Annotated in this window: 24 protein-coding genes; 4 read left to right on the top strand and 20 right to left on the bottom strand. The window is 38.0% G+C overall.

All coding sequences use genetic code 11. The features are described 5' to 3' along the window. Positions 1 to 5 precede the first annotated feature (5 nt). The 12 genes from paaZ to P176_RS0106405 all read right to left on the bottom strand — a co-directional run bounded on the left by paaZ (position 6) and on the right by P176_RS0106405 (position 11931). Entirely contained in the window at positions 6 to 2507 is a 2502-nt protein-coding gene (paaZ, locus tag P176_RS0106350) for a phenylacetic acid degradation bifunctional protein PaaZ (RefSeq protein ID WP_026753912.1), read from the bottom strand. 85 nt (positions 2508 to 2592) lie between these two features. Further along, positions 2593 to 3798, bottom strand: a complete 1206-nt coding sequence (gene pcaF, locus P176_RS0106355) for a 3-oxoadipyl-CoA thiolase (RefSeq protein WP_026753913.1) — start codon at positions 3796 to 3798, stop codon at positions 2593 to 2595. A 42-nt stretch (positions 3799 to 3840) separates the two neighbouring features. Then, complete coding sequence (locus P176_RS0106360; protein WP_026753914.1) at positions 3841 to 4701, bottom strand: neutral zinc metallopeptidase; 861 nt, start codon at positions 4699 to 4701, stop codon at positions 3841 to 3843. A gap of 60 nt (positions 4702 to 4761) precedes the next feature. Further along, entirely contained in the window at positions 4762 to 5172 is a 411-nt protein-coding gene (locus P176_RS0106365; RefSeq protein ID WP_026753915.1) for a PaaI family thioesterase, read from the bottom strand. Further along, positions 5172 to 6338, bottom strand: a complete 1167-nt coding sequence (locus tag P176_RS0106370) for a 3-hydroxyacyl-CoA dehydrogenase NAD-binding domain-containing protein (RefSeq protein ID WP_026753916.1) — start codon at positions 6336 to 6338, stop codon at positions 5172 to 5174. Before P176_RS0106370 ends, P176_RS0106365 begins: the two co-directional genes overlap by 1 nt. 50 nt (positions 6339 to 6388) lie before the next feature. Next, the gene (locus tag P176_RS0106375) at positions 6389 to 7171 is read right to left on the bottom strand and encodes an enoyl-CoA hydratase-related protein (RefSeq protein ID WP_026753917.1); all 783 of its coding nucleotides are present in this window, start codon (positions 7169 to 7171) and stop codon (positions 6389 to 6391) included. Between the two features lie 39 nt (positions 7172 to 7210). Beyond that, a complete protein-coding gene (gene paaD / locus P176_RS0106380) occupies positions 7211 to 7711 on the bottom strand; it encodes a 1,2-phenylacetyl-CoA epoxidase subunit PaaD (protein ID WP_026753918.1) in 501 nt (166 codons plus the stop codon). A 75-nt stretch (positions 7712 to 7786) separates the two neighbouring features. Next, on the bottom strand, positions 7787 to 8539 hold the full coding sequence (gene paaC, locus P176_RS0106385; protein WP_197022153.1) for a 1,2-phenylacetyl-CoA epoxidase subunit PaaC: 753 nt from the start codon (positions 8537 to 8539) through the stop codon (positions 7787 to 7789). 112 nt (positions 8540 to 8651) lie between these two features. Beyond that, positions 8652 to 8939 (bottom strand): 1,2-phenylacetyl-CoA epoxidase subunit PaaB, encoded by a 288-nt coding sequence (paaB, locus tag P176_RS0106390; RefSeq protein WP_026753920.1) that lies wholly within the window; start codon positions 8937 to 8939, stop codon positions 8652 to 8654. A gap of 72 nt (positions 8940 to 9011) precedes the next feature. Continuing rightward, positions 9012 to 9992, bottom strand: a complete 981-nt coding sequence (gene paaA / locus P176_RS0106395; RefSeq protein WP_026753921.1) for a 1,2-phenylacetyl-CoA epoxidase subunit PaaA — start codon at positions 9990 to 9992, stop codon at positions 9012 to 9014. A 137-nt stretch (positions 9993 to 10129) separates the two neighbouring features. Continuing rightward, the gene (locus tag P176_RS0106400; protein ID WP_026753922.1) at positions 10130 to 11203 is read right to left on the bottom strand and encodes a 2Fe-2S iron-sulfur cluster-binding protein; all 1074 of its coding nucleotides are present in this window, start codon (positions 11201 to 11203) and stop codon (positions 10130 to 10132) included. A gap of 158 nt (positions 11204 to 11361) precedes the next feature. Next, positions 11362 to 11931, bottom strand: a complete 570-nt coding sequence (locus P176_RS0106405) for a TetR/AcrR family transcriptional regulator (RefSeq protein WP_026753923.1) — start codon at positions 11929 to 11931, stop codon at positions 11362 to 11364. 158 nt (positions 11932 to 12089) lie between these two features. Between P176_RS0106405 and P176_RS0106410 the strand changes: the two genes are divergently transcribed. Then, complete coding sequence (locus P176_RS0106410) at positions 12090 to 12392, top strand: rhodanese-like domain-containing protein (RefSeq protein ID WP_026753924.1); 303 nt, start codon at positions 12090 to 12092, stop codon at positions 12390 to 12392. Here P176_RS0106410 and P176_RS0106415 read toward each other — a convergent pair. The 3 genes from P176_RS0106415 to gldB all read right to left on the bottom strand — a co-directional run bounded on the left by P176_RS0106415 (position 12389) and on the right by gldB (position 14505). Continuing rightward, a complete protein-coding gene (locus P176_RS0106415) occupies positions 12389 to 13012 on the bottom strand; it encodes a DUF4230 domain-containing protein (RefSeq protein ID WP_026753925.1) in 624 nt (207 codons plus the stop codon). The two genes, P176_RS0106410 and P176_RS0106415, sit on opposite strands and share 4 nt — an antisense overlap. Positions 13013 to 13210: 198 nt before the next feature. Further along, a complete protein-coding gene (gldC, locus tag P176_RS0106420) occupies positions 13211 to 13546 on the bottom strand; it encodes a gliding motility protein GldC (RefSeq protein ID WP_026753926.1) in 336 nt (111 codons plus the stop codon). Beyond that, positions 13546 to 14505, bottom strand: a complete 960-nt coding sequence (gene gldB / locus P176_RS0106425) for a gliding motility lipoprotein GldB (RefSeq protein WP_026753927.1) — start codon at positions 14503 to 14505, stop codon at positions 13546 to 13548. Before gldB ends, gldC begins: the two co-directional genes overlap by 1 nt. 102 nt (positions 14506 to 14607) lie before the next feature. Here gldB and nadE point away from each other — a divergent pair, with 102 nt between their 5' ends. Both nadE and P176_RS0106435 read left to right on the top strand, forming a co-directional pair. Continuing rightward, positions 14608 to 15396, top strand: coding sequence for an NAD(+) synthase (gene nadE / locus P176_RS0106430; RefSeq protein ID WP_026753928.1), 789 nt, complete (start codon positions 14608 to 14610; stop codon positions 15394 to 15396). A 122-nt stretch (positions 15397 to 15518) separates the two neighbouring features. Further along, on the top strand, positions 15519 to 16148 hold the full coding sequence (locus tag P176_RS0106435) for a response regulator transcription factor (RefSeq protein ID WP_026753929.1): 630 nt from the start codon (positions 15519 to 15521) through the stop codon (positions 16146 to 16148). A gap of 23 nt (positions 16149 to 16171) precedes the next feature. Here P176_RS0106435 and dnaG read toward each other — a convergent pair whose 3' ends face one another. Next, positions 16172 to 18136, bottom strand: a complete 1965-nt coding sequence (gene dnaG / locus P176_RS0106440) for a DNA primase (protein ID WP_026753930.1) — start codon at positions 18134 to 18136, stop codon at positions 16172 to 16174. A gap of 267 nt (positions 18137 to 18403) precedes the next feature. Here dnaG and P176_RS0106445 point away from each other — a divergent pair, with 267 nt between their 5' ends. Then, positions 18404 to 19687 carry an aryl-sulfate sulfotransferase gene (locus tag P176_RS0106445; protein ID WP_026753931.1) on the top strand — a complete coding sequence of 428 codons (1284 nt, stop codon included), beginning with the start codon at positions 18404 to 18406 and terminating at the stop codon, positions 19685 to 19687. A 58-nt stretch (positions 19688 to 19745) separates the two neighbouring features. On the opposite strand, the gene P176_RS0106450 is transcribed toward P176_RS0106445, so the two are convergent. From P176_RS0106450 to P176_RS0106465, 4 genes are all read right to left on the bottom strand, one after another. After that, complete coding sequence (locus P176_RS0106450) at positions 19746 to 20828, bottom strand: hypothetical protein (RefSeq protein ID WP_026753932.1); 1083 nt, start codon at positions 20826 to 20828, stop codon at positions 19746 to 19748. Positions 20829 to 20897: 69 nt separating this feature from the next. Continuing rightward, positions 20898 to 21671 (bottom strand): hypothetical protein, encoded by a 774-nt coding sequence (locus P176_RS0106455; protein ID WP_026753933.1) that lies wholly within the window; start codon positions 21669 to 21671, stop codon positions 20898 to 20900. Next, positions 21658 to 22221: an RNA polymerase sigma factor gene (locus P176_RS0106460; RefSeq protein ID WP_026753934.1), complete on the bottom strand. Its 564-nt coding sequence runs from the start codon at positions 22219 to 22221 to the stop codon at positions 21658 to 21660. Before P176_RS0106460 ends, P176_RS0106455 begins: the two co-directional genes overlap by 14 nt. A gap of 152 nt (positions 22222 to 22373) precedes the next feature. After that, a complete protein-coding gene (locus tag P176_RS0106465; protein ID WP_026753935.1) occupies positions 22374 to 23351 on the bottom strand; it encodes a polyprenyl synthetase family protein in 978 nt (325 codons plus the stop codon). Between the last annotated feature and the right edge of the window lie 103 nt (positions 23352 to 23454).

A 23454-nucleotide genomic window follows, 5' to 3' on the forward strand; every position in this document is an offset into this window, starting at 1 on the left:
GTTATTTATAATATTCTAAACTGCTCAAAATGATGGTTCAAATGTTTGCGCTCTAAGAGGTACCATTCGTAACGATTCATCTCACCAAATACCATATTATTTAAGGTGGCATCTGGATGTTCTTTAAAATAAGCAATATATTTTTCTCGTTGTTCCTTAAACTTCTCTATTGCTGTTTCTAGATCTGGATGTTTTAATGGTTCTAACTTATTTTTTTCCAAAGATGGAAACATAGTATTCTTCGGGAATTTTTCATAGTTATAAAGACTAGCATGTACTTTCTCTAGAATTTTTTCAGGAGTTGCAATTTCGAAATCCTGAATTTCCCCAGAGGCTATTTTGTAAGTATATTCTAAATGCTCAATCATGTGCTGAGGCGTCATGATCCCCCATTTTGGTTTGGTTTCTGGTTTTAACTGAGATAATAAATCCTCTAAATTTTCCGAAGTGATTTCAGTAAATATTTCTTGCTTTTTCTGAACCATAGTCAAAATTGTAGCAAACGCTACTTTCTCATCATCTTCGGCATCAAACACCTCAACGTACCATTTTACAATGCCACTAGGATGTTCTGCAGATGCCACATCACGATCTACTTTCTGCTTACAGGTCAATCTCACATAAACGGTGTCATTATGGTACAACGGACGCAAGAACCTACAATCTTCTAAGCCATAATTAGCGGCTACAGGCCCTTTGTTTGGGTAAACAAATAATCCTGCAGCAGCAGATATAATAAAATAACCGTGAGCGGTTCGCTTCTCAAAAATACTTCCATCTAAAGAAGTAATGTCTGTATGGGCATAAAAATGATCCCAGGTGAGGTTAGCGAAATTAATAATATCTGTATCTGTAAATGTACGGTTGTGGGTTTTTAGAGACATCCCTGGTTCAATATCTTCCCAATGATATTTAAAAGGATGCTGGTCTGCCTCTTTATATTTGGCATTTTGTTGATAAATACCGGTAATTTCTGTCAATGTAGATGGCGATCCTTGAATGGCTGTACGCTGTAAATAATGCTTGATGCCGCGCATACCTCCCATTTCTTCTCCGCCACCGGCACGTCCTGGACCACCGTGAACCAAATACGGTAATGGTGAACCATGACCCGTACTTTCTTTAGCACTTTCTCGATTAAGTACCAAAATTCTACCATGATGGCTTGCTGCATTGATCACATAATCTTTAGCAATCTTGTCGTTATTGGTCGCTATGGAAGATACTAAAGAGCCTTTCCCCATTTGCGCCAATTGGATGGCCTCATCTAAATCCTTATAAGGCATGATGGTACTAACAGGTCCAAAAGCTTCACGCTCATGAATCACGTTGTTTTGAAAAGGATGATCTGATCTTAAAACCACAGGACTCATAAACGCACCTTTACTAGTATCTGCGCCTACAGTATCAATCTTATCTAAGTTTCCATAAACAATTTGTGCTTCTTTGGCCAAATCCTTCACCGAGTCTCTAACCGCTTGCACCTGTTGATGGCTCACCAAGGCCCCCATTCTTACTTCTTTTAATCTTGGGTCTCCAATAGTGATTTTATCAAGTGCTTTTCCGAGGGAAATTTGAACGTCTTCTACCAAGTTCTCTGGAACGATGATACGTCTAATCGCTGTACATTTTTGTCCGGCCTTGACGGTCATCTCGTTTCTTACTTCCTTTATAAATAAATCGAATTCTGGAGTGCCTGGAACGGCATCTTCTCCTAAAATAGATGCGTTTAGGGAGTCGGCTTCCATAGTAAATGGCACCGATTCTTGAATTAATCTAGGATGCGCCTTAAGCAATCTTCCGGTTTTTGCAGACCCCGTAAAAGTCACTACATCTTGTGACTCGACGGTATCTAGAATACTTTTAACCGTACCGTTGATAATTTGAAGCGCCCCTTCTGGCAGTATACCAGACGCAATAATTTCTTTAGCAACAGCCTCTGCTAAATAAGATGAAGAAGGTGCAGGTAACACCACGGCAGGAACACCTGCCATCCAGTTGACCGCACATTTTTCTAACATCCCCCAAACTGGAAAATTAAATGCATTAATATGTACGGCAACACCGCGCTTAGGCACCATGATGTGATGTGCCATAAACCGGCCTCCACGAGATAAATCTATAGGCTCTCCCTCTACGTGGTATGGCTGATTAGGAAATAGTTTTCTCAAGGATGCATTTGCAAATAAATTACCAAAGCCACCTTCAATGTCAATCCATCCGTCTACACGAGTTGCTCCTGTTCTATAACTTAGTTCATAAAACTGCTCTTTACGTTTGGTAAGATACAGTGCCAAACTTTTGAGCATGTTACCACGCTCTTGAAAGGTCATTTTACGAAGTTTCTCACCTCCTTTTGTTCTTCCGTAGTTTAAAATTCCAGGAATATCGAGGCCTTCAGTAGCAATGCTGGTAAAAGCTTCACCAGTTACGGCATCAAGAATGGGCTGTCCTTCTTCTTTTCCTGAAGTCCATTGTCCTTGGACGTAATGTTGTATTTTATTCATAATCAATGCCTGCAAAAGCAGGTTTGTTTACAGTTTTTAATTCTTTATCTCATGGCCTATATACCTTGCAGCTGTTAAGCAGACACTAAACCCTTTCAATAACACAGGCATAACCCTGACCAACACCAATACACATGGTGATTAATGCATAACGTTTATCTTGTTCTTTTAGTTCAATGGCTGCAGAATACGCTAAACGCGTTCCTGTAACCCCAAGTGGATGACCAATAGCGATAGAACCACCGTTTGGATTTAATCGTGGATCATCATCTGCAATTCCCCATGCTCTTGTACAAGCTAATGCTTGTGCAGCAAAGGCCTCATTAAGTTCGATGACGTCCATATCTTCCATTGTTAATCCCGCTTTCTTTAAGGCCTTATTTGAAGCTTCAACCGGACCAATTCCCATAACTCGAGGCTCTACACCAACCACGGCCGAGCTCACAATACGAGCTAAAGGCTTCAGGTTATATTTTTTAACAGCGGCTTCGGAAGCGATAATGGTGGCTGCAGCGCCATCATTTAATCCTGACGAATTACCTGCAGTAACACTACCCCCTTCCTTTTTGAAGGCTGCTCTTAATTTCCCCAATACTTCAAGTGACGTATTAGGTTTTATAAATTCATCTTTTGAAAATTGAATGGGATCTTTTTTTCGCTGCGGAATTTCAACCGTTACGATTTCTTTTGCTAAACGGCCATTTTCTTGGGCTTTGGTGGCTTTCATCTGACTCCAATAAGCAAACTGATCTTGATCTTCTCTAGAGATATTGTATTTCTCTACAAGGTTTTCTGCAGTATTACCCATACCGTCAGTACCATACATTTTATCCATTTTAGGATTGATAAAACGCCAGCCAAAACTGCTATCGTACATTTTGGAGTCGTTACCAAAAGCACTTGAAGTTTTAGAGACCACATAGGGTCCTCTGGTCATATGTTCTACACCGCCTGAAATGAAGACATCTCCGTCTCCTGCCTTAATAGCTCTATTGGCATGAATAATGGCCGATAAGCCAGAGCTGCATAAGCGATTGACCGTCTCACCTGGTACTGTATGTGGTAACCCAGCCAATAGCGAAGCCATTCTTGCGACGTTTCGATTATCTTCCCCTGCTTGGTTGGCGCATCCTAAAATGACGTCGTCATATGCCTCCTTAGGGATATTTGGATTTCGCTTTACGATTTCTTCAATTACAAGTGCCGCTAAATCATCTGTTCTCACAGGAGACAAGCTGCCTTTATAATTTCCTATAGGTGTTCTAATGCCGTCTATTATGTATGCTTCCATTTAAATTTTATAATTTTTATACTCTAGTAATTTCCTTTTGACTTAATTCAACAATACTGAAAAGGTATCGCCATGTCTTACATCGCCAGTATTATAACCTTTCATAAACCACTCCATTCGTTGCTCTGATGTGCCGTGGGTAAAACTATCAGAATTAACACTTCCTTGAGTTCTTTTTTGAATGGCATCATCGCCCACTGCATTTGCAGCACTCAAAGCCTCTTCTATATCTCCTGGTTCCAAATATTCCTTATTGTGATTGGCCCATACCCCTGCGTAGAAATCTGCTTGAAGTTCTTGAGCTACCGACAACTCATTTGCTCCTGTCTGGTTGGTTTGGCTCTGTAGTTGTCTCACTTTTTTTGAAGTACCCAATAGGGTTTGAATGTGATGACCAATTTCATGTGCGGTCACATAAGCGATTGCAAAATCACCACCCTGAGCACCAAACCGCGTTTTAAGTTCTTCAAAAAAGGCTAAATCCATATAGAGCTTTTGATCTGCTGGGCAATAGAATGGCCCAGAAGCAGAACTTGCATTACCGCACCCTGTACTCACCGCATCTGTAAACAGAACCATGGTTGGCTTTCTATAGCTCCCCAAATTATTTTCTCTAAAAATCTCACTCCAAATATCTTCGGTATCTGCCAAAATCGTTTCCATGAAATCACCCATTTGTTGTTCTTCACTGGTCAACTCCTGTTGCTCGACTTGTTGGGTAGATTGACTACCTCCTACTTGTTCAATAATTGGAGCAAGCTGCTGTCCTGTTTCGCCACCAAAGAGCTGCAACAAAATAACGACAACCGCTATTAAGCCACCGCCGGCAACAACCTTACCCTTTGAGCTCATGCCTCTGCGATCATCTAAATTGTCGCTTTTTCTTCTGCCTTGCCATTTCATAATTATAGTGTTTTATTGATTTATGTTGACAGCTAATTTAATCTGCTTCTATACTATTTATTAATCCTTTTGCCAAGTTTTACTAGTTCTATACACGACGCCTTTAAATAGTGCTACGAGCTCATCATTTCTCTTCACTTCTACAATATTAAAACCTAGTCTGTTTTTTACACTCTCAATAACGGACTCTGCTACTAAATAATCCCCTTCGTTTAAAGCTTCGATATGGTTAATGCTAGATTCTATAGAAACTGCATATTTACCATGGGTATTTGCTGCAAAACCAAAAGCTGTATCTGCTAACGAATAACTGATACCACCATGTGCCTTGTTCATACTGTTAAGCATTTCCTTACGAACGGTCAAACCAACTTTACAGCGACCAACTTCGCAATCAATGATTTCTATACCTAACCATGTGCTAAAAGCGTCCTGATTAAGCATTTTGTACGGGATTTTTTCGCCTTCCATCAGAAAAAAGTTTTACTTTCTGTTTTCATTTTTCTCAGTAAAGGACTGCAACGGTATCTCTCTTCATGGTACTCATTGTAAAGGTCATCCATCTTTTCAACACACCAATTAATACCCCTTTCATCTGCCCAAGAGAGCAGTCCTTTAGGATAGTTAACCCCTTTGGTCATGGCGGTATCAATATCTTCTGCCGACGCAATATTTAAAAATAAGGCATCTGCGGCCTCATTGATCAACATCACTAATACACGATCAAAGAGTTGTTGTTCTAATTTTTCGTTAGGTGATTTCGAGGTTTCAGGAACCAGCATAAGGCCATTCTCATCGTAATTGTAATAGCCTTTTCCTGATTTTCTACCAAGATAACCAGCTTCAGCAAAACGCTTTTGAGTAAATGACGGACGGTATCTAGGGTCAAAATAGAATGCCGTAAAAACGGTTTCGGTCACCGTATAATTGATATCGTTCCCAATAAAATCCATTAATTCAAAGGGGCCCATTCTAAAACCTCCTACAGATTTTAAGCTACGGTCAATAGTTGCAAAATCTGCAACGCCTTCTTCATAGATCCTTAAGGCTTCCCCATAAAAAGGACGCGCTACCCTGTTTACTATAAATCCTGGTGTATCTTTAGCAATAGCCACTGTTTTTTTCCAGTCTGAAATGATTTTTACTACCGATTCCAAAACAGAATTCGAAGTCTGAATCGCTGGAATAACCTCTACCAGCTTCATCAAAGGTGCCGGATTAAAAAAGTGTATCCCAATGCAGCGTTCTGGTTTTTTGAGTGAAGCCGCAATAGATGCGATAGACAAACTCGACGTGTTAGACGCGATGATACAATCTTGGGAGACGTAGCTTTCTAATTCTTCAAAAACAGCTTGTTTGATTTCTAGATTTTCGACAATGGCTTCAATCGTTAAATCAGAATCTGCGAGATCCTTCAAATGATTTACATAATCGATATTAGCTTCTATACGCTCCTTTTCCTCGGAAACGATTCGCCCTTTTTCAATTAAGCGCGCTAAAATTTTATCTAAAGCTTTTTTTGATTTGTCTAAAGCCTGTTGATTTGTATCATATAGTTTAACCTGACAACCAGCTGTGGCCGCTATTTGAGCAATACCACTTCCCATTGTTCCTGAACCTATTATTCCTATGTTCATGTGTCTCTTCTATTTTGAATTCTGCCGTAATGCAGCATCTCACTATTAAATTATCTTCCTTTAAAATTCGGTTTTCTTTTCTCTATAAATGCGGCTACACCTTCGGCGTAATCCTCGCTTTGAGCAGCTTCAATTTGCAATTTAGACTCCAAAGCCAATTGCTCATCTAAATCATTAGTCATCGACTTATTGTATAATTCCTTAATCAATCCCAATGCTTTGGTAGGCATATGGGCCAATTTGAGGGCTAAATCATCTATGGTTTGATCAAAATCTTCCAGAGCAACACATTTGTAAATCATTCCCATTTTTTCAGCTTCTGTTGCTGAAATTTTATCGCCCAACATCGCCAATGCCAATGCTTTTTGAAAACCTATAAGTCTAGGCAAAAAGAAAGTCCCTGCACTATCAGGAACTAAACCAATCAAACTAAATGCTTGAATAAAACTTACTTTCTCGTGAGCGACCACAATATCACAAGCTAATGCAATATTAGCGCCAGCTCCTGCTGCAACGCCATTAACAGCTGCAATAACCGGCTTTTTAATTGCTCTTAATCGGGTAATGATTGGATTGTAATGCTCTTCTAGAATTTTCTTGAAGCCTGGATTTAATTCGGGATCTGTAACTTCCTTTAAATCTTGACCAGCGCAAAAAGCTTTTCCATCACCAGTAAGCACTATAGCTCTTACTGCGATATTTTTTTCGCATTCATCTAAAGTATCTTGAAGTAAAAAAGCCATCTCGCGATTAAAGCTGTTAAACACTTCTGGACGATTTAATGTAATATAGGCAACTCTATTTTCTATTTTGAGTAGTATGCTTTTGCTCATTGTCATTTTTGGATAAATCTCTCGAAATTGAGAAATGGTTCATTTTAAACATTTGAAGTAATCGAATGGTTCTTGGCAATCTTCACATTGAAATTGAGCCTTACAAGCTGTAGAACCAAATTGGCTCACCATTCGGGTATTAGTGGAACCACAATTGGTGCATTTAACAATTCGCTTCCCGTTGAGCAACACATCCTTATCTGCTTCCGCACCTAAGGGAGCCGCTATGCCATAATCTTCCAATGCCTTTCTACCTCTTGGTGTAATCCAATCTGTAGTCCAAGCCGGATGTAATATCAGTTCAATTTCAGATTCATACCCGGCCGTATTAAGTGCAGTTTTAATATCATCGCCAATAACATCCATTGCCGGACAGCCACTATAAGTTGGTGTTATCTTTACCTCAACAACGCCGTTTTTTATAATTGCAGAACGCACAACTCCCATATCCATTATGGAAAGCACAGGAATTTCAGGATCAGAAACTTGTTCTAATATCTCAATTAAACTTTCGTCTATGTGCTGTTCTATTGTTGTCATGATTTGCTGTTTCCGAATATTGCTTGAAATCTTTTTCTCTGTACTTCTAAAAGAAATCGCTTTCGCGGTAATGTGCTACCACTCCATGTTAGGGTAAGCTCTCTGCATGTATTGCAACTCACTTAATAAGTATCCCATGTGCTCTGTATGAATTCCCTTTTTACCTCCTTTTTGAAAATATTTGGATTCAGGAATATTCAGATTTGCTAATTGTAAAACTTCGGAAACTTTCTGGTAATAGGTTTCTTTAAGTGATTTGACATCTACGGCAATCCCTTCAGAAACCATGGCAAGATCAGCATCAGTTTGATGAAAAAGCTCATCGGTATACGCCCATAAATCATCAATAGCTGCTTGCATCTTTTGATTGCTTTGCTCGGTGCCATCTCCTAAACGTTTTACCCAGTCTGAAGAAAAACGTTCGTGATAAGTGACTTCCTTAATCGATTTTTTGGCTATTGCAGATAGCGTTAAATCTTTACTTTTTTCTAATTCTTTAAGGAACATCAAGTGATAGACATCAAATAAAAATTGACGCCCAATGGTGTATCCAAAATGCGTATTGGGCTGTTCTACCAACAATACGCTGAGATAATCACGCTCTTTCCGCAGCATCGCAATATCATCTTCGGTGCGACCATCATTTGCAATTTTTGCGGCATATTGGAAGTAGCTTCTTACTTGCCCAAAAAGGTCTAGGGATATATTAGTACAGGCAATATCTGTCTCTAAACTAGGACCATGCCCACAAAGCTCTCCTAAGCGCTGGCCCAATATGAGACTATTATCTGCAATACCTAAAATGTACTTATATAGATTACTATTCATAATTTCTTAATTTGAACTCAATGTTAAAGCTGAAATCGTGTCGTTCTATCCCATATCACATGTATTAAGATTGACACCTGTTTCCATCCTATTTCAGATTAAATCTTAGGTTTTACATATGCTTTACATCATCTGGCAAATCGTAAAAGGTAGGATGTCTATACACCTTATCTTGAGCTGGCTCAAACAACTCGCCATTATGATCTGGATTTGAAGCCGTAATATTTTTAGATTCTACAACCCAGATGCTCACACCTTCGTTACGTCTTGTGTACACATCGCGTGCATTCTCTAGTGCCATCTCTGCATCAGCAGCATGGAGACTACCGAAGTGGCGATGCTCTAATCCGTTTTTACTTCTCACGAAAATTTCCCAAAGGGGCCAGTTTTTCTTTGACATAGTTATAAATTCATTGCTATTAAAAGCCTACAATTACTGCGCATAACAGTAATAACAGCTTCAAATTTCTTATTACACTGCTTCTTTTTCTTTTCTGTTTTGCTTTTTCTCTGCATGGGCCATGGCTGCATCTCGCACCCATTCTCCTTCTTCCCAAGCACCAACTCGAGCCTTCATACGTTCTTTATTCATTGGACCGTGACCTTTAACCACTTGCCAAAATTCATCCCAGTTGATTTCTCCAAAATCATAGCTTTTACGCTCTTCGTTCCATTTTAAATCTGGATCTGGTATTGTTAATCCCAAAATATCAGCCTGCGGAACCGTTTGGTCAATAAACTGTTGACGCAACTCATCATTAGATTTACGCTTTAATTTCCATTTCATGGATTGCTCAGTGTGCACAGATTCTGCATCTGTTGGCCCTAACATCATTAAACTTGGCCACCACCAGCGATTTAAAGCATCTTGCGCCATTTCTTTTTGTTCTGAAGACCCGTTACACAGCTTCAACATAATTTCATAGCCTTGACGCTGATGAAAACTTTCCTCTTTGCATACACGAATCATAGCCCTAGCGTAAGGACCATAAGAGGTACTGCACAAAGGCACTTGATTGATAATAGCTGCACCATCTACTAACCAGCCAACAGCACCCATATCGGCCCATGTTAAGGTTGGATAATTGAATATGCTGGAGTATTTCGCTTTACCTGTGTGTAACTGTTCGTACAATTCTTCTCTAGAAATACCTAAAGTCTCTGTGGCAGAATACAGATACAAGCCATGACCGGCTTCATCCTGGACCTTAGCCAATAAAGCTACTTTTCGCCTTAAAGATGGTGCTCTAGAAATCCAATTGCCCTCTGGCAACATCCCTACAATTTCAGAATGTGCGTGTTGAGACATTTGTCTTATATGCGTTTTACGGTATTTTTCTGGCATCCAGTCTTTCGGTTCGATTTTCTCGTCCCGCTCGATGCGCTCGTCGAATTGCTTTTCAAGGCTTCGTACCCGTTCAGCATCTCTATTTTTTAATTGTTCTTCACTCATAGCTCTTTACTTTATGCTTTTGTCATGCTACCAAAAAAGGTGGCATTATTTTACAATAGCTGATTGAACTTTATTTTCTACTCTTTTTATAGCTTCGGAAGGTGTGTTGATCACTTGTTCTCAAAACCCTTCTTGATTTAAACATCAAAATCTACCACCACTCTCTCTGTGGTAGGAACTGCTTGGCAACTCAAAACATAATTTTGGGCAACCTCTTTTTCTTCTAAGGCGTAATTTATTTTCATCTCAACCTCACCTTCTTTCACTTGGCATTTACAGGTACTGCAAACGCCTCCTTTACATGCAAAAGGCAAGTCTGCCCCCGCATCAAGCGCAGCATCTAGAATATTATCAAAGGCTTTGGTCATCGTAAAGGAAAACTCTTTGCCTCCATCTACGATAGTAATTTCAACACCCTCTACATTTTGCTGGGCCAAACGCTCAGTACGCTTGAGATCTTCCTCGGAAAGTCCTTTTACAAACAATTCAAAATGAATGTACTCTTTTGGCAAACCAGCTTCAATTAAATAATTACTCACGTAATTTACCATTTGCTCCGGGCCGCATAAAAATACTTCGTTGGTATCTGGAACATCAATAAACGTGTTGATGAGCACTTTCATCTTATCATCATCAAACCGCCCATTAAAGAGATCGATATCGCGACGTTCTTTAGTAAGAAAGTAATAGATTTCAAATCTTCCGAAGAACATATTGCGCAATTGCTCAAGCTCCTCCTTAAAGATAATGGATTTTGCCGTTTTATTTACATAAAACAGTTTACAAGTAGCGTTAGGCTCAGACTTTAGATGCGTCTTTACCATTGATAATACCGGTGTAATGCCGCTTCCTGCTGCAAAGAACAAATAATTCTTAGCCTCTTTAGGTTTTACGGAAACACCAAATGCACCACTAGGCGCCATAACTTCCATCTCATCACCCGATTTTAATTGCTCGTTGACGTAGGTGGAAAACTTACCGCCAAGAATTTGCTTGACAGCTACTTTCCACTGTTGATCTAGTGGGCTAGAACACAACGAATAAGAACGACGGACGTCTTCGCCATTGATATCTGCTTTTAAGGTCAAATGCTGACCTTGACTATAGACAAAATCTTCATTTAGTTCCTCTGGCACATCAAACTCAATAACCGAACAGTCATCGGTCTCCTTGTAAATTGTCTTAATTTTTATCTTGTGAAATTGTGCCATATCCTAAACGTAAAAGCGATTTGCTCCTACTCATTTTTTAGTTTTATATCAATGTCCTTACATTTCGAAATCGTTTGAAATAAATCGACTTCTAGCTCATCAAAAACAAACTAACACTTGTTAGTTTGGATGACAAATATACAAAATATTGTTCTTAACTATTTGTTAAAACCCTCTATAAGCACTTGACTTAAATTTTTGGCAAGCTCATCAGGAGCTAGTAGTTCCCGCTTTGGAAGCCAAAGATATAGCGATCTCAACGTTGTTAACATTGAGAACATAATGATCTCGGGATTACCATCTTTAATTTCAGAGTTTAAAATACCCTGATGTATAATTTGCATCACATTGGCCTCGTAGTCATTTCTAAGCTTTAGGTAATAATCCAATTGGTCTTCTAAATGCATCCAATCGTTATTAAGTGCAGCCATCCCGTCGGTATTATTGGCGGCAATATTGACGTGCAGAGATACAATCTGGTTCAATTTTTCTAAGTTAGATAGCTTAGACCCACTAATGCGCTCCATACCCTTGGTAAACTCTTCTGCAATTGAAATGATGATTGTTTTTAGAATATCCTGTTTAGAATTGATGTGATTGTAAAGACTTGCTGCCTTAATCCCCATAGCAGTTGCTAAATCACGCATGGTCACAGCGCTATAGCCTTTATCTTTAAAAAGTTTAGCAGCTGTAATAATAATTTCCTCTTTTCTTGTTTCTCGTTTCAAATGCGTCATTTTTGTGATAGTGAAGCCATACATCAGTAATCGTCAACATTAACTTAAGTCAATGAGAATGCCTTCTAAATCATGATATCTTTCTATAAAAACTCTGGAATGCACACCTCCTTGACCTATCAATTCGTAAATTTAAACAAAAAGAAAAGATGGGACTTTTAGAATTTATCTTCGGAAATAAAAAACGCCAAGTTGCTGAGTATTTAAAAAAGGAAGCTGTGATTTTAGATGTTCGCACTAAAGCGGAATGGGATAAAGGCCATGTTGATCATGCCAAACATATCCCTCTAGATGAACTTCACCTTAGGGTTGAAGAGGTCAAAGCTTTAAAAAAACCAATCGTCACCTGCTGCCGCAGCGGTGTTCGGTCTGCAAAAGCTACAAACTTTTTAAGATTACAACATGTGGATGCCATCAACGGAGGCGGATGGTCAGGATTACAAAAAATCTAATCTTTAAGGGGCTGTAAGTTCTCTAATTGATCTGCCGCTTTAACAGTAGCACCGTTATAGGTTAAGGTCCATCCTAAAGAATTGGTCAGTATATAAAATTTTGAGAGTTCGCTTATCAGTCGGTTTTCAGCATTGGTTTTTAGCTCAGAAGCCTCAATTTTTTTTCGAAATTGCTTTTTAACCGTGTTTTTGATATTGTTATAATCTTTGGCCTGAAAAGGGTTTAGGTAATCTGCCTGAACGTCATAATACTCAAAATCTGGATTGATTTTTATTTCTGCTTCAGGAATACTCAATATTTGAAGCGTTTTGGTATCTTCATTAATAATGTATTCAATTTTACTCAAATCATAAGCCACTGTGACGTCTGCATTAACTACTACCAGTGCTTTTTTCTCTGTGTTTATTAAATTACCAAAAACAGCTTTCGTATTTTTGTAGGTAAATACTTCACTAAAATGACCTTCGGTAACAATCAATTTACCGACGTTACGAATTTGTTCTCTTATGAGTGCAGAGTTTTCCTGAATCGTAATTTCCTCATTATTCTTATCGCCACAATACTTAAAAGTAAAGAGCACTACCAGCGTTAACGCCACTCCTAATAAAATTTTTCGCATACACTAATTTACATAAAAAAAACATTAGTTGTCTTCTACATGCGAAGCCCGTACTAATGTTTTTTTTCGATATTAACAGCATTTCAAAATTAACAAACTTTAGATTATGGCATGTAACCGAAATGTTACCAAACCATTAGCTTTAAGCCATCGTCTTTTACAAGATCACCGTTGCTCCCAAAGTATATTTTGAGTTGCTTACTTCTTGAGTTCTAACTTTTCAGCAAAATAATCGCAAAAATCTTTCATGGTAGCCGTCATTTTCTCATCTTGAGTGGCACGCTGAAAGGTATTGCTCATTTCAACGAGGGTTTGATGGAAGAACTGTTTCATCTCGTCTACCGGCATATCTTTGGTCCAAAGATCAATTCTTAAGGTTTCTTTTGCCTTGGCATCCCATACCGAAAGCATCATGGCTTTAGCCTCTGCATTATTAATACCACCATCTTGAGCACTCCATTTGAGTTTTTCTGGAACTCGGTTTTCATCTAGATCTACATTAAGCTCTATTTTTGAAGTATACGTATTTGCCATTATTTTGAAGGTTTGTAATTGGATTTATTAAAAATTTCCATGGGATCAGTTTCCATCAGTTCTATAAGTCCCACATCGTTATTATTCATATAGGCCCGCACAATTTGCCAACCCACATATTGACCAAGGCGCCCTGGGGTTTGATTATCAATATCCATATAAAATTTTGAAAACGGCGCTTCAGCAATAAATCGGGACACTAAGGAATTGTCATTACTAAATAACATTTCGTTTTGCACAAAATGTGTCCAAATCATGTTTTCATTCACTTTTGCGAATTCTAACTGTGATTGGGTATAGCCCATTTTTTCAAAATCTGATTTGAATGGGATGACCTTATCTTTAAAATACAGTGCCTTGCCAAAGAATACCATTTCCTCTAAAAAATTCTTTTTTTCATTCGGAAATATAACTCGCTTGCCATATTCGTCTGCTAAATCCACAACCAACTGATCTTTGGTCATGTTTGCTGTGATATATTCTGGAATATTGCCATAAAATTCATGGTCACTGCCCAAATAATTATCTAGAGCTAACAATGCAAGACTATCTGTAACGATAACCGGATACCGATAATCTACATCATTTGTTAAAGTCACCACTCGTGGCATTGAGAAAGACTTGTCATAATATTTTAAATGCTGAAATAATCTCGACAATTCTTGTCTGGCATCTTTAAAATCACCAAACTGCTTATCTACTGCCTGAAACAATTGCTGCTGCAACGTATCGTTCATTCGATTGATCCAAACAGAGTCTGGAATTCGTTTAGCAAATAAAAACGGGAAGGTTGCTTTGAGTTGCCCAAGATCTTGAGGTTGGGCTTTAGAAAAGACCAAATCAAAACGCTCAACAACAAAATCGACATCAACTTTAGCGATTTCAGCTTCTACAGTAGAGTCTTCCTGACAATTTAGAAACGTGAAGGCGATCAAGCAACACACATATATATTTCTCATAAGAATGGAAGCAAGAGTTAAGGCTATAATTTTTATAACTAACGATATTCAGTTATTTTTGTTTCGCAAAGGTAGTATTCTTTGCCTAAAACATTAAAGAAAATGAAAACGGAAAAGGTAGTTGATCATATCGTGGCTTGGTTAAAGGATTATGCCCTTAAGGCCAAAGTCAATGGCTTTGTAATTGGGATCTCTGGAGGTATCGATTCTGCAGTAACCTCTACACTTTGCGCAAAAACAGGCTTAGATGTGTTGTGTATAGAAATGCCCATACACCAGGCTGAAAGCCACGTAAGCCGTGCCAATGAACATATTTTGCAACTTAAAAAGCGTTTTGATAATGTAAAAGAAGCAAGAGTAGACCTCACTCCCGTTTTTGAAGAATTTAAAACAGAGGTCTCACTAGAAGGTAAAGCTACCGTTGTAGATATGGCTTTGGCCAACACTCGGGCTAGATTACGCATGACAACACTTTATTACCATGCTGGTTTATTAGGCTTATTAGTGGCGGGTACTGGGAATAAAGTCGAAGATTTTGGTGTTGGGTTTTATACCAAATATGGTGATGGCGGTGTGGATCTTAGCCCTATTGCAGACCTTATGAAATCTGAAGTGTATTTACTAGGTGAGTATTTAAAAGTACCACAATCTATTATGGTTGCTGCCCCTAGCGATGGTCTTTTTGGAGATGCCAGAAGTGATGAAGATCAAATTGGCGCGTCTTATCCCGAATTGGAATGGGCGATGACAATGAAGGCAGAAGGCAAAACTGTAGATGATTTTAAAGGTCGTGAGCGTGAAGCATTTTCAATTTTTCTTAATTACAATCGCTCTAATTTACATAAAATGATCCCCATACCTGTCTGTGAAATCCCTGAGGATTTAAAATAAACATTGAGATTTTTTAGGGGTCGCAATGCAGATTAAGAGTTTTTTCATTAAATTTACGTATCAAATCTCCACACTCTTGAGCTTTTTATGAGTTCTTTAATTTAATCAATAATCAACCAATTATGATCAAAGTATTAGTTGTGGACAATCATCCCATAGTAACAACAGGTTTCGAACTCTTCTTTAGAAACCACGAGACTATCCAAGTTGTAGGAACACTGAGTAATGGCGTTGACATTTTTGATTTTGTTAGAAACAATCCTGTAAATGTTATTATTTCTGAAATAGAGCTTCCCGAACTCAATGGCATTACCGCGCTTAGAGCCATTAAAAAGGAATACAGCCACATTAATATTATTATGTACAGTTACCATCCTGAAGAGATTTATGCCATTAGCACCATCAAGGCGGGCGCATCAGGATACATTTCGAAATCTGAAAATTTAGACTTTATAGAAAAAGGCATTGTTGCCGCTAATAAAGGGGAGGTTTATTTAAGTGAAAAAATGTCTAAACACTTAAAATATAACGATGCCAGGATGTCTAAGAGCAGAATCTATAAACGATTATCTGCTAGAGAGGTTGAAGTGCTAAAATTGCTATCCTCTGGGAAAAAGAACAAGGAAATCGCAAAAGAACTGGACATTAATGAAAAGACTGTGAGTACTTATAAAGCACGATTGTATAAAAAACTAAACGTGAATAATTTGATTGATTTGGTGAACCAAGGAAAACAGATTGACTTAACTTAAAGATCTTCCTTAATTTTTAATAATCAACCAACAACTTTACCCAGCTTTCTAGACAAAAGCATTTTTAATCCCAAATAATCCTTGACGTCTTCTAAAATCGTTTTTGAATTGGCATTTTCATTTTTGGTCTCCATTTGATATTCCGCCACTTTTTTATCAATAAGATAGCAGCGTAATGTGAGAATGGTTTGCGTTACCAATTGTGAAATGGAATGCTTTTTTTCTTTAGGAATGATATTATTACGTTCCCAATCGTGAAGTTGATACCGTTCATCATTCATTAAAATACTGGTCACATCACTTGCCAATTCCTGCTCTAACTCATTAACGAAATTTTTAGTCGAAAATTCAGGAGTTTGATTCAAGGTTTCTATGATACTATAATACAGGGTTTTAAAATTTGGATTAGTAAACTGCATCTCATCTTCTTGAAGATCTAAATAGATTTTTTCAAACACTTTTGCATGATGCGTCACGGGCTCTAATTTGAGGTCACCGTCTTCTGTTTCTTTAAGCACTAAATCTTCAAAATCCTCTGTTTCTGTTCCATAGAGCAATAAAATTTCTATAATTTTTCGCTCCAGCTCATATTGCAGATCAATCTTCTTGGTTGGCATTTCAGATTTAACAACATTAAAAGCTTGATCTTTTTTTTCCTTTTGATAGGTTTTATTGGCCTCTTGCTCTTCTTTCTTATTGATTTGGGCTAAGGTGCTAAACAAAACGTTTTCGCTAATGTCCATTATTCTGGAGCACTCTCGAATGTAGATCTCTCTTTTAATTTGATCTGGGATCTTTGCGATACTGTTGACAATATCCCGTATGGTGTCGGCTTTTTTTATAGGGTCTTTATTGGCATCTTTCATAAGCAAGGACGCCTTAAACTGAATGAAATCCTTAGCATTATCTTCTAAATACTCGGTCAACTCCTCTAATGTGTTTTGCTTAGCAAAACTATCGGGATCCTCTCCCTGTGGAAACGAGCAAACCTTAACGTTCATCCCTTGCTCCAAAATTAAATCAACCCCCCTAAGAGACGCTCTAATTCCTGCCGCATCCCCATCAAAAAGCACCGTGATATTGTTGGTAAGCCTATTAATTAAACGAATTTGCTCAGGGGTTAGCGCTGTTCCCGAAGATGCCACCACATTCTTGATCCCAGTTTGATGAAATTGGATCACATCGGTGTAACCTTCTACCAAATAACAACCATCCTCTTTAGCAATAGACTGTTTGGCGTGATAAATACCGTATAACACCTTGCTCTTATGGTAGACTTCGCTTTCTGGGGAGTTAAGGTACTTGGCCGATTTTTTATCTGCGGTTAAAATACGTCCGCCAAAGCCAAGAACCCTGCCACTCATACTATGAATGGGAAACATGACCCGGCCTTTGAACCTGTCGAATTTTTTATCGGGCTTTACGATGGTCAAGCCTGTTTTTTCTAAAAACTCGAGTTGATATCCTTTTTTTATAGCTTCGTCTGTAAACGCCTGCCAATCATCAAGACAATAGCCCAAGTTAAAATCTTTGATGGTCTCGTAAGTAAAGCCACGCTCTTTAAAGTAGCTTAAACCAATAGCCTGCCCTTGATCTGTTTTAAGCATAACGCGCTGAAAATACGTTTGCGCAAATTCATTGACCAAATACATGCTCTCGCGCTCATTGGCTTGTTCCTTTTGCTCATCGGTACGCTCGGTTTCCTCAATCTCAATATTGTATTTTTTAGCAAGATATTTTATGGCTTCAGGATAGGTGAAATGCTCATGTTCCATCAAAAATGTAACGGCATTCCCTCCTTTTCCGCTAGAAAAATCCTTCCAGATCTGCTTTACCGGGGAGACCATAAAACTTGGTGAACGTTCATCACTAAAAGGGCTTAATCCCTTGAAGTTGCTACCAGACTTTTTCAGCTGAACAAAATCACCTATAACCTCCTCTACACGAGCGGTTTCAAATACTTGTTCTATACTGGATTTCGATATCAAAAATTAGAAGATTTAAAGATTTCAAAATTAGACAAAATTAAGCATTATAAGAACGTCGTGACTTCTTATCCGCTCTAAAAGCTTGATATAGATTTTACATGATTGCTTATAGTAGTTTCTTCATATAAACTCTTACAGCTTTAAAATCGTCATAATCAAAAAAATAGTTTTAGTATTTTCTTACATGATTATACCCGAGTTTTATATTTATCTCATAGTTTTACATTTTTCAACGACAAAAAAATAGTAACTTTTCAAAAAAACGTTATGAAACAAATAACACTTGGCTCAATATTGCTTTGTTTTTTATCATTTTTAGCTTGTAACAACAATGATAATGATGTGCCAATAGAGGAAGAGGATGACAGCCCTGTGCTTACAGAAAATGTGGAGGTATATGATGATGCCCTTTTAGAAAATGGTTTTGTACTTGTAGTGGAGAACGGCGGCAATACTTCTTTTTTTATTGATAAAGCTGGCAATAGAGTTAAAGAGTATGACTTTGGAACCAATCTTGGCAATGACCTTGAACTTTTAGAAAATGGAAAATTATTGGGAATTTTTAAATCTGATAATCCAACATTTTCTTTTGGAGGTTATGGCGGCAAGATTAGGATTATGGATGACCAGGGCAACATAGAATGGGAATACATCAACTCAGATGATAATCAACTCTCACACCACGATGTAGAGTTATTGCCAAACGGCAATGTGCTCTTTATTGTTTGGGAACGCATCACGGCAGAAGAAGCCCAAGCAAACGGCGTAAATACTGAAATCGATATTTTTCCTGAAGTCCTTTTAGAAGTCAATCCTAATACAAATCTAGTAGAATGGCAATGGAGGAGTTTCGAGCACATTATCCAAGATTTTGATAGTGCTGCATCTCAATTTGGTGTTATTGGTGATCATCCGGAACTTATAGATGTTAACTATAACACTTTTGAAAATGGTGACTTTATGCACGCTAACGGACTTGATTATGACCCTATAAAAGATATTGTATATCTCAGCGTGAATTTCTACAGTGAGGTCTGGGTCATTGACCACAGTACGACAACAACAGAGGCTTCTTTAGACACCGGCGGTAATTACAATAAAGGCGGAGACTTAATTTATCGCTTTGGTAATCCCGAAGCTTATCATAATAGCGTTGGTAGCCGTCTATTTCATAACAATCACTTTCCTAATATTCTAGAAGAAAATGAAATAGGTGCTGGAAATCTATTGATCTTTAACAATGGTATTGACGTTAGTCAATCTACAGTTTATGAGTTAGACATTCCAGACACTTTTAGTCTAATTCCAAATGCTGATAATGAACCTGATATTGTTTGGAGCTTTACAGATCCTGATTTATTTCACGGAAGAATTTCTGGAGCCGTACGCCTTAAAAACGGCAACACGCTTATCACCGAAGGAGATTACGGTTTTTGGGAGGTGACTGATGCTGGTGAAATAGCTTGGAAATATAATGGTTTGATTGGTAATATCTGGAGAGGTTATGGGTATACTCAAGACGAACAAGCTATTATTGATTTAGGACTATAAAAAAAGAGCCTAGACATCAATCTCTAGGCTCTTTTTTTATAATGTTTCTTATTATTGCTTAATCAAAATCAAAACGAATCCCCATAGAAATATTGTTTTGATCAATGACCTGATCTTTAAATACGGTATTGAGATCATATTTAGCATACAGACTCATATTATCAACCCCGACGTAGGCACTCAAACCATAAACAAAATCTGAGGCGTTATAATTACGTCTTATTTTCTGTTTCACGCGGTCACCATCCTCTTTATATCTCAGTTTTTGTTGCGCTCCTATTCTCACGCCACCATAGGCGCCTATGCCCATTTTAAATTGATTATGTGTGTTATATCTAAAATAATCTTCCTTTTCGATCTTTTTTGATGGACCAAATTCAAAAAATACAGGAATGACCAAGTTGGTAATTCTAAATTCTGACTCAATCAAATCAGAAGGAAATGGTTCTAACGTTGTCATGTTTCCGTCTTGAACAAAATATTGGTCGTCTTTAGGCGTAAATTTATTCCATTGAAATGAGAAACCATATTTAAGGCGCAACGCGTTAGAGTTTTCAAAAATCCGTGTATTCCAAGACAAACCTAATTCTACAAAACCAGAACCTAAGACACTATAAGTATCTCCCAAAGACTCGCCATCAATTAAGGCATTATTAAAACCAATAGCAAAAACCAAGTCACTGTAGGTACGCTTGTCATATTTCTTGGGTTTGTTCTTACTCTTGAAATTAAGAAAGCTATGCTCACTGTCACCGCCTCCTATAGACAAACCAAAGGTGTACGTATCGTTATCAAAACGATAATCCTCGTCGTTACGTTCTAGTAAAGCAATTTTATTATTAATAATTGCCAAACGATCTTCAATATTCAACGCTCGTTTTTGAGCGGCCTCTGTTTTGAGCTGCTCTGCCTTTTCTTTGTTGATTTCTCCATTCTCCAAACGCTGATTAATAGCCTCAACCTCAGCTTTTAGAAACTCACGCTCCTCAGTTTCGATGGTAGTCTTTAAGTCTTCCAAGACCTTGATCCTATTTTCGGTTTTGGTCATTGATGTACTATCAACTTGTTGTTCTTGCGCATTTAGCGTAGTGAAAATTAAGCATAAAGCTACCTGCACTACATACTTTGTAATAGTGTTCATAATGTTCGATTTTTAATTGATGTTACAGTTATTCTCATCTTTTAGAATGAGAGGTTTCCTTCTCAGGAGTTAATCATTACGTTCAGCAACTGCAGTTTTTACTGTATCGTAACTAGATCTTAAGGCATCAAAGACCTTTGACCTAAACGATTGGTCCAACTCATCTTCAACGTCTTGAAGTAATGCATTGGCATCTACCGTTCTCGTGGTCTCATTATATAGTCTTTGCTTTAAAATTTCTCGTTCTGCCTTCTTTAAAAGGTCTTCAATTTCTTTGTCTGAAACTACGTCACCTTCATCCTGAAGCTTCTTTATTTCAGCAACCACCTCTAGCACTTTCGCTTGTTCTGCAGTTAATGTACTGGCCAGTAACACAGCAGCATTCTTCTTATCTTCTTTGAGTTTCTCTGAAGAAGCACTTGCTATTTGAGCATTGTCAATAGTGGTTTTATTCTTATTTAATGCCTTCTGTGTGCTTTCGCTTTGAACTTTAGGCTGGTTGTCTACATCTACAATCTTTTCAATAGCTTCGGAAACATTAAGGTCCTGTACATTCTTGATCCCACCAGAGTTCTCATCATTGATGGGATTTTGATGGCTTTCAGTATCAACAATTGTTGGAGCGATGCTGTGTTCTTCATGATTCTTGAAGAATAGAGTACTTACCAAAAGCACACCCACAAGAGAAGCCGCTATCCCCAGATACATAAATCTCGATTTGGTCTTCTGGCTATGGTTCGCATCCATTTGTTCTGAGAGTTGCTCCCATGAACCTTCTGAAGGTTTGATGCTACGCTCCTCCATCTTCTTTTTAAGCTGTTCTTCAAATTTAATTGGAGCCATAACTATTTTTATTTAATTCTGTAATCTGTTTTTGTAATAGTTGTCTCGCCTTAAATAGCTGAGACTTAGAGGTACCTTCAGAGATATTTAGCAACGCTGCAATTTCATGGTGCTTGTACCCTTCTATGGCGTACATCACAAAAACCATTTTATAGCCTTCTGGCAGCCGGTCTATGATCTCTTGAATTTGAGCCACTTCTATCTTTGAGTCAATATTATTGTACTCTTGATGAATAATTGGCTCATCTTCTACCGAAAACTCAACCTTTTTCTCCTGCCTCAAAAATGAAATGGATTCTCTCACCATGATGCGCCTTAACCATCCTTCAAACGAACCCTTATTTTCAAAATCCTTCAAATGTTTAAAGGCTTTAAAAAAACCTTTCAGCATAACGGACTCAGCATTTTGCATATCCCTAATATAATACCTGCATACGCTAAGCATCTTAGGAGCGTGCGTTTCATATAAAATATGCTGCGCTTCTCGCTTTCCTTTGGCTGCTTTTTTAATAAGTGCCGTATTGTTATTATGTAACTGAATAACTTTCAAAATTCAATTGATAAGGTGTTCTATTAGTATAGACGCAAAACATTAAGAAACGGTTGCCTGAGTCATTAAAAAATAATGGATAATTTAGTGTAAAATGTTCTAAAAACAATCTAATACCAATATAATCAATAGATTACAAGCAATGAGAATTTTTATTTTTTTCGCTCAATAACGTAGTTGACCATAAGCACTAAGGAATTTTTAAATTGGGATTCGGGATACCCATCCAGTAGTTTTAAGGCTTCTGCCTGAAAGCTCTTCATCTTGTTGACCGCATAATCCAGACCATGATTAGATTTTACAAATGCGATAACCTCTTTGACTCTCTTTTTGTCTTTATTATGGTTTTTTACAGAGTTGATCAACCAGGATTTTTCTTTTTTAGTACAGGTATTAAGTACATAAATAAGCGGTAAGGTCATTTTCTGCTCCTTAATATCAATCCCCGTAGGTTTCCCTATGGCCTCTGAACCATAATCAAACAGATCATCCTTGATTTGAAAGGCCATCCCGATGAGCTCTCCAAACTTACGCATGGTGTCTACATCTGGTGAGTTTGGTTTTACAGATGCTGCACCTAAACTACAGCAAGCCGCTATAAGCGTGGCCGTTTTTTGCCTAATGATGTCGTAATACACCGCTTCGGTGATATCAAGCTGTCTGGCTTTTTCTATTTGAAGTAATTCGCCTTCACTCATCTCACGTACAGCTACAGAAATGATTTTGAGCAAATCAAAATCATTATTGTCAATTGATAATAACAGCCCTTTAGACAACAAATAATCTCCAATAAGTACCGCGATTTTATTTTTCCAAAGCGCATTGATAGAAAAGAAACCACGCCTTCGGTTACTATCATCTACCACATCATCATGAACCAATGTGGCGGTGTGAATCAACTCTATAACAGCGGCGCCTCTATAGGTGCGTTCACTTACTTGGCCGTTATCTATCATTTTAGCGACCAGAAACACAAACATGGGCCGCATTTGTTTGCCCTTACGATTTACAATATAAGTAGTGATTCTATTGAGCAGGGCGACCTTACTGGACATGGCAAGCAAAAACTTTTGCTCGAAGAGTTCCATCTCGTAGGCGATAGGTTGTTTTATTTGCTCGGTGATTTTCAATAGAATCTAAAAATGTGTGATAACTCTGCAAATTTACTAATAATGCCCATAGGGAATGACGCTCTTCTTATATAAAAGTTAAAATGAATTTGCTTTTCATACA

Origin of the sequence: Sediminibacter sp. Hel_I_10, from assembly GCF_000688335.1 — a bacterium.
Lineage (GTDB): Bacteria > Bacteroidota > Bacteroidia > Flavobacteriales > Flavobacteriaceae > Psychroserpens.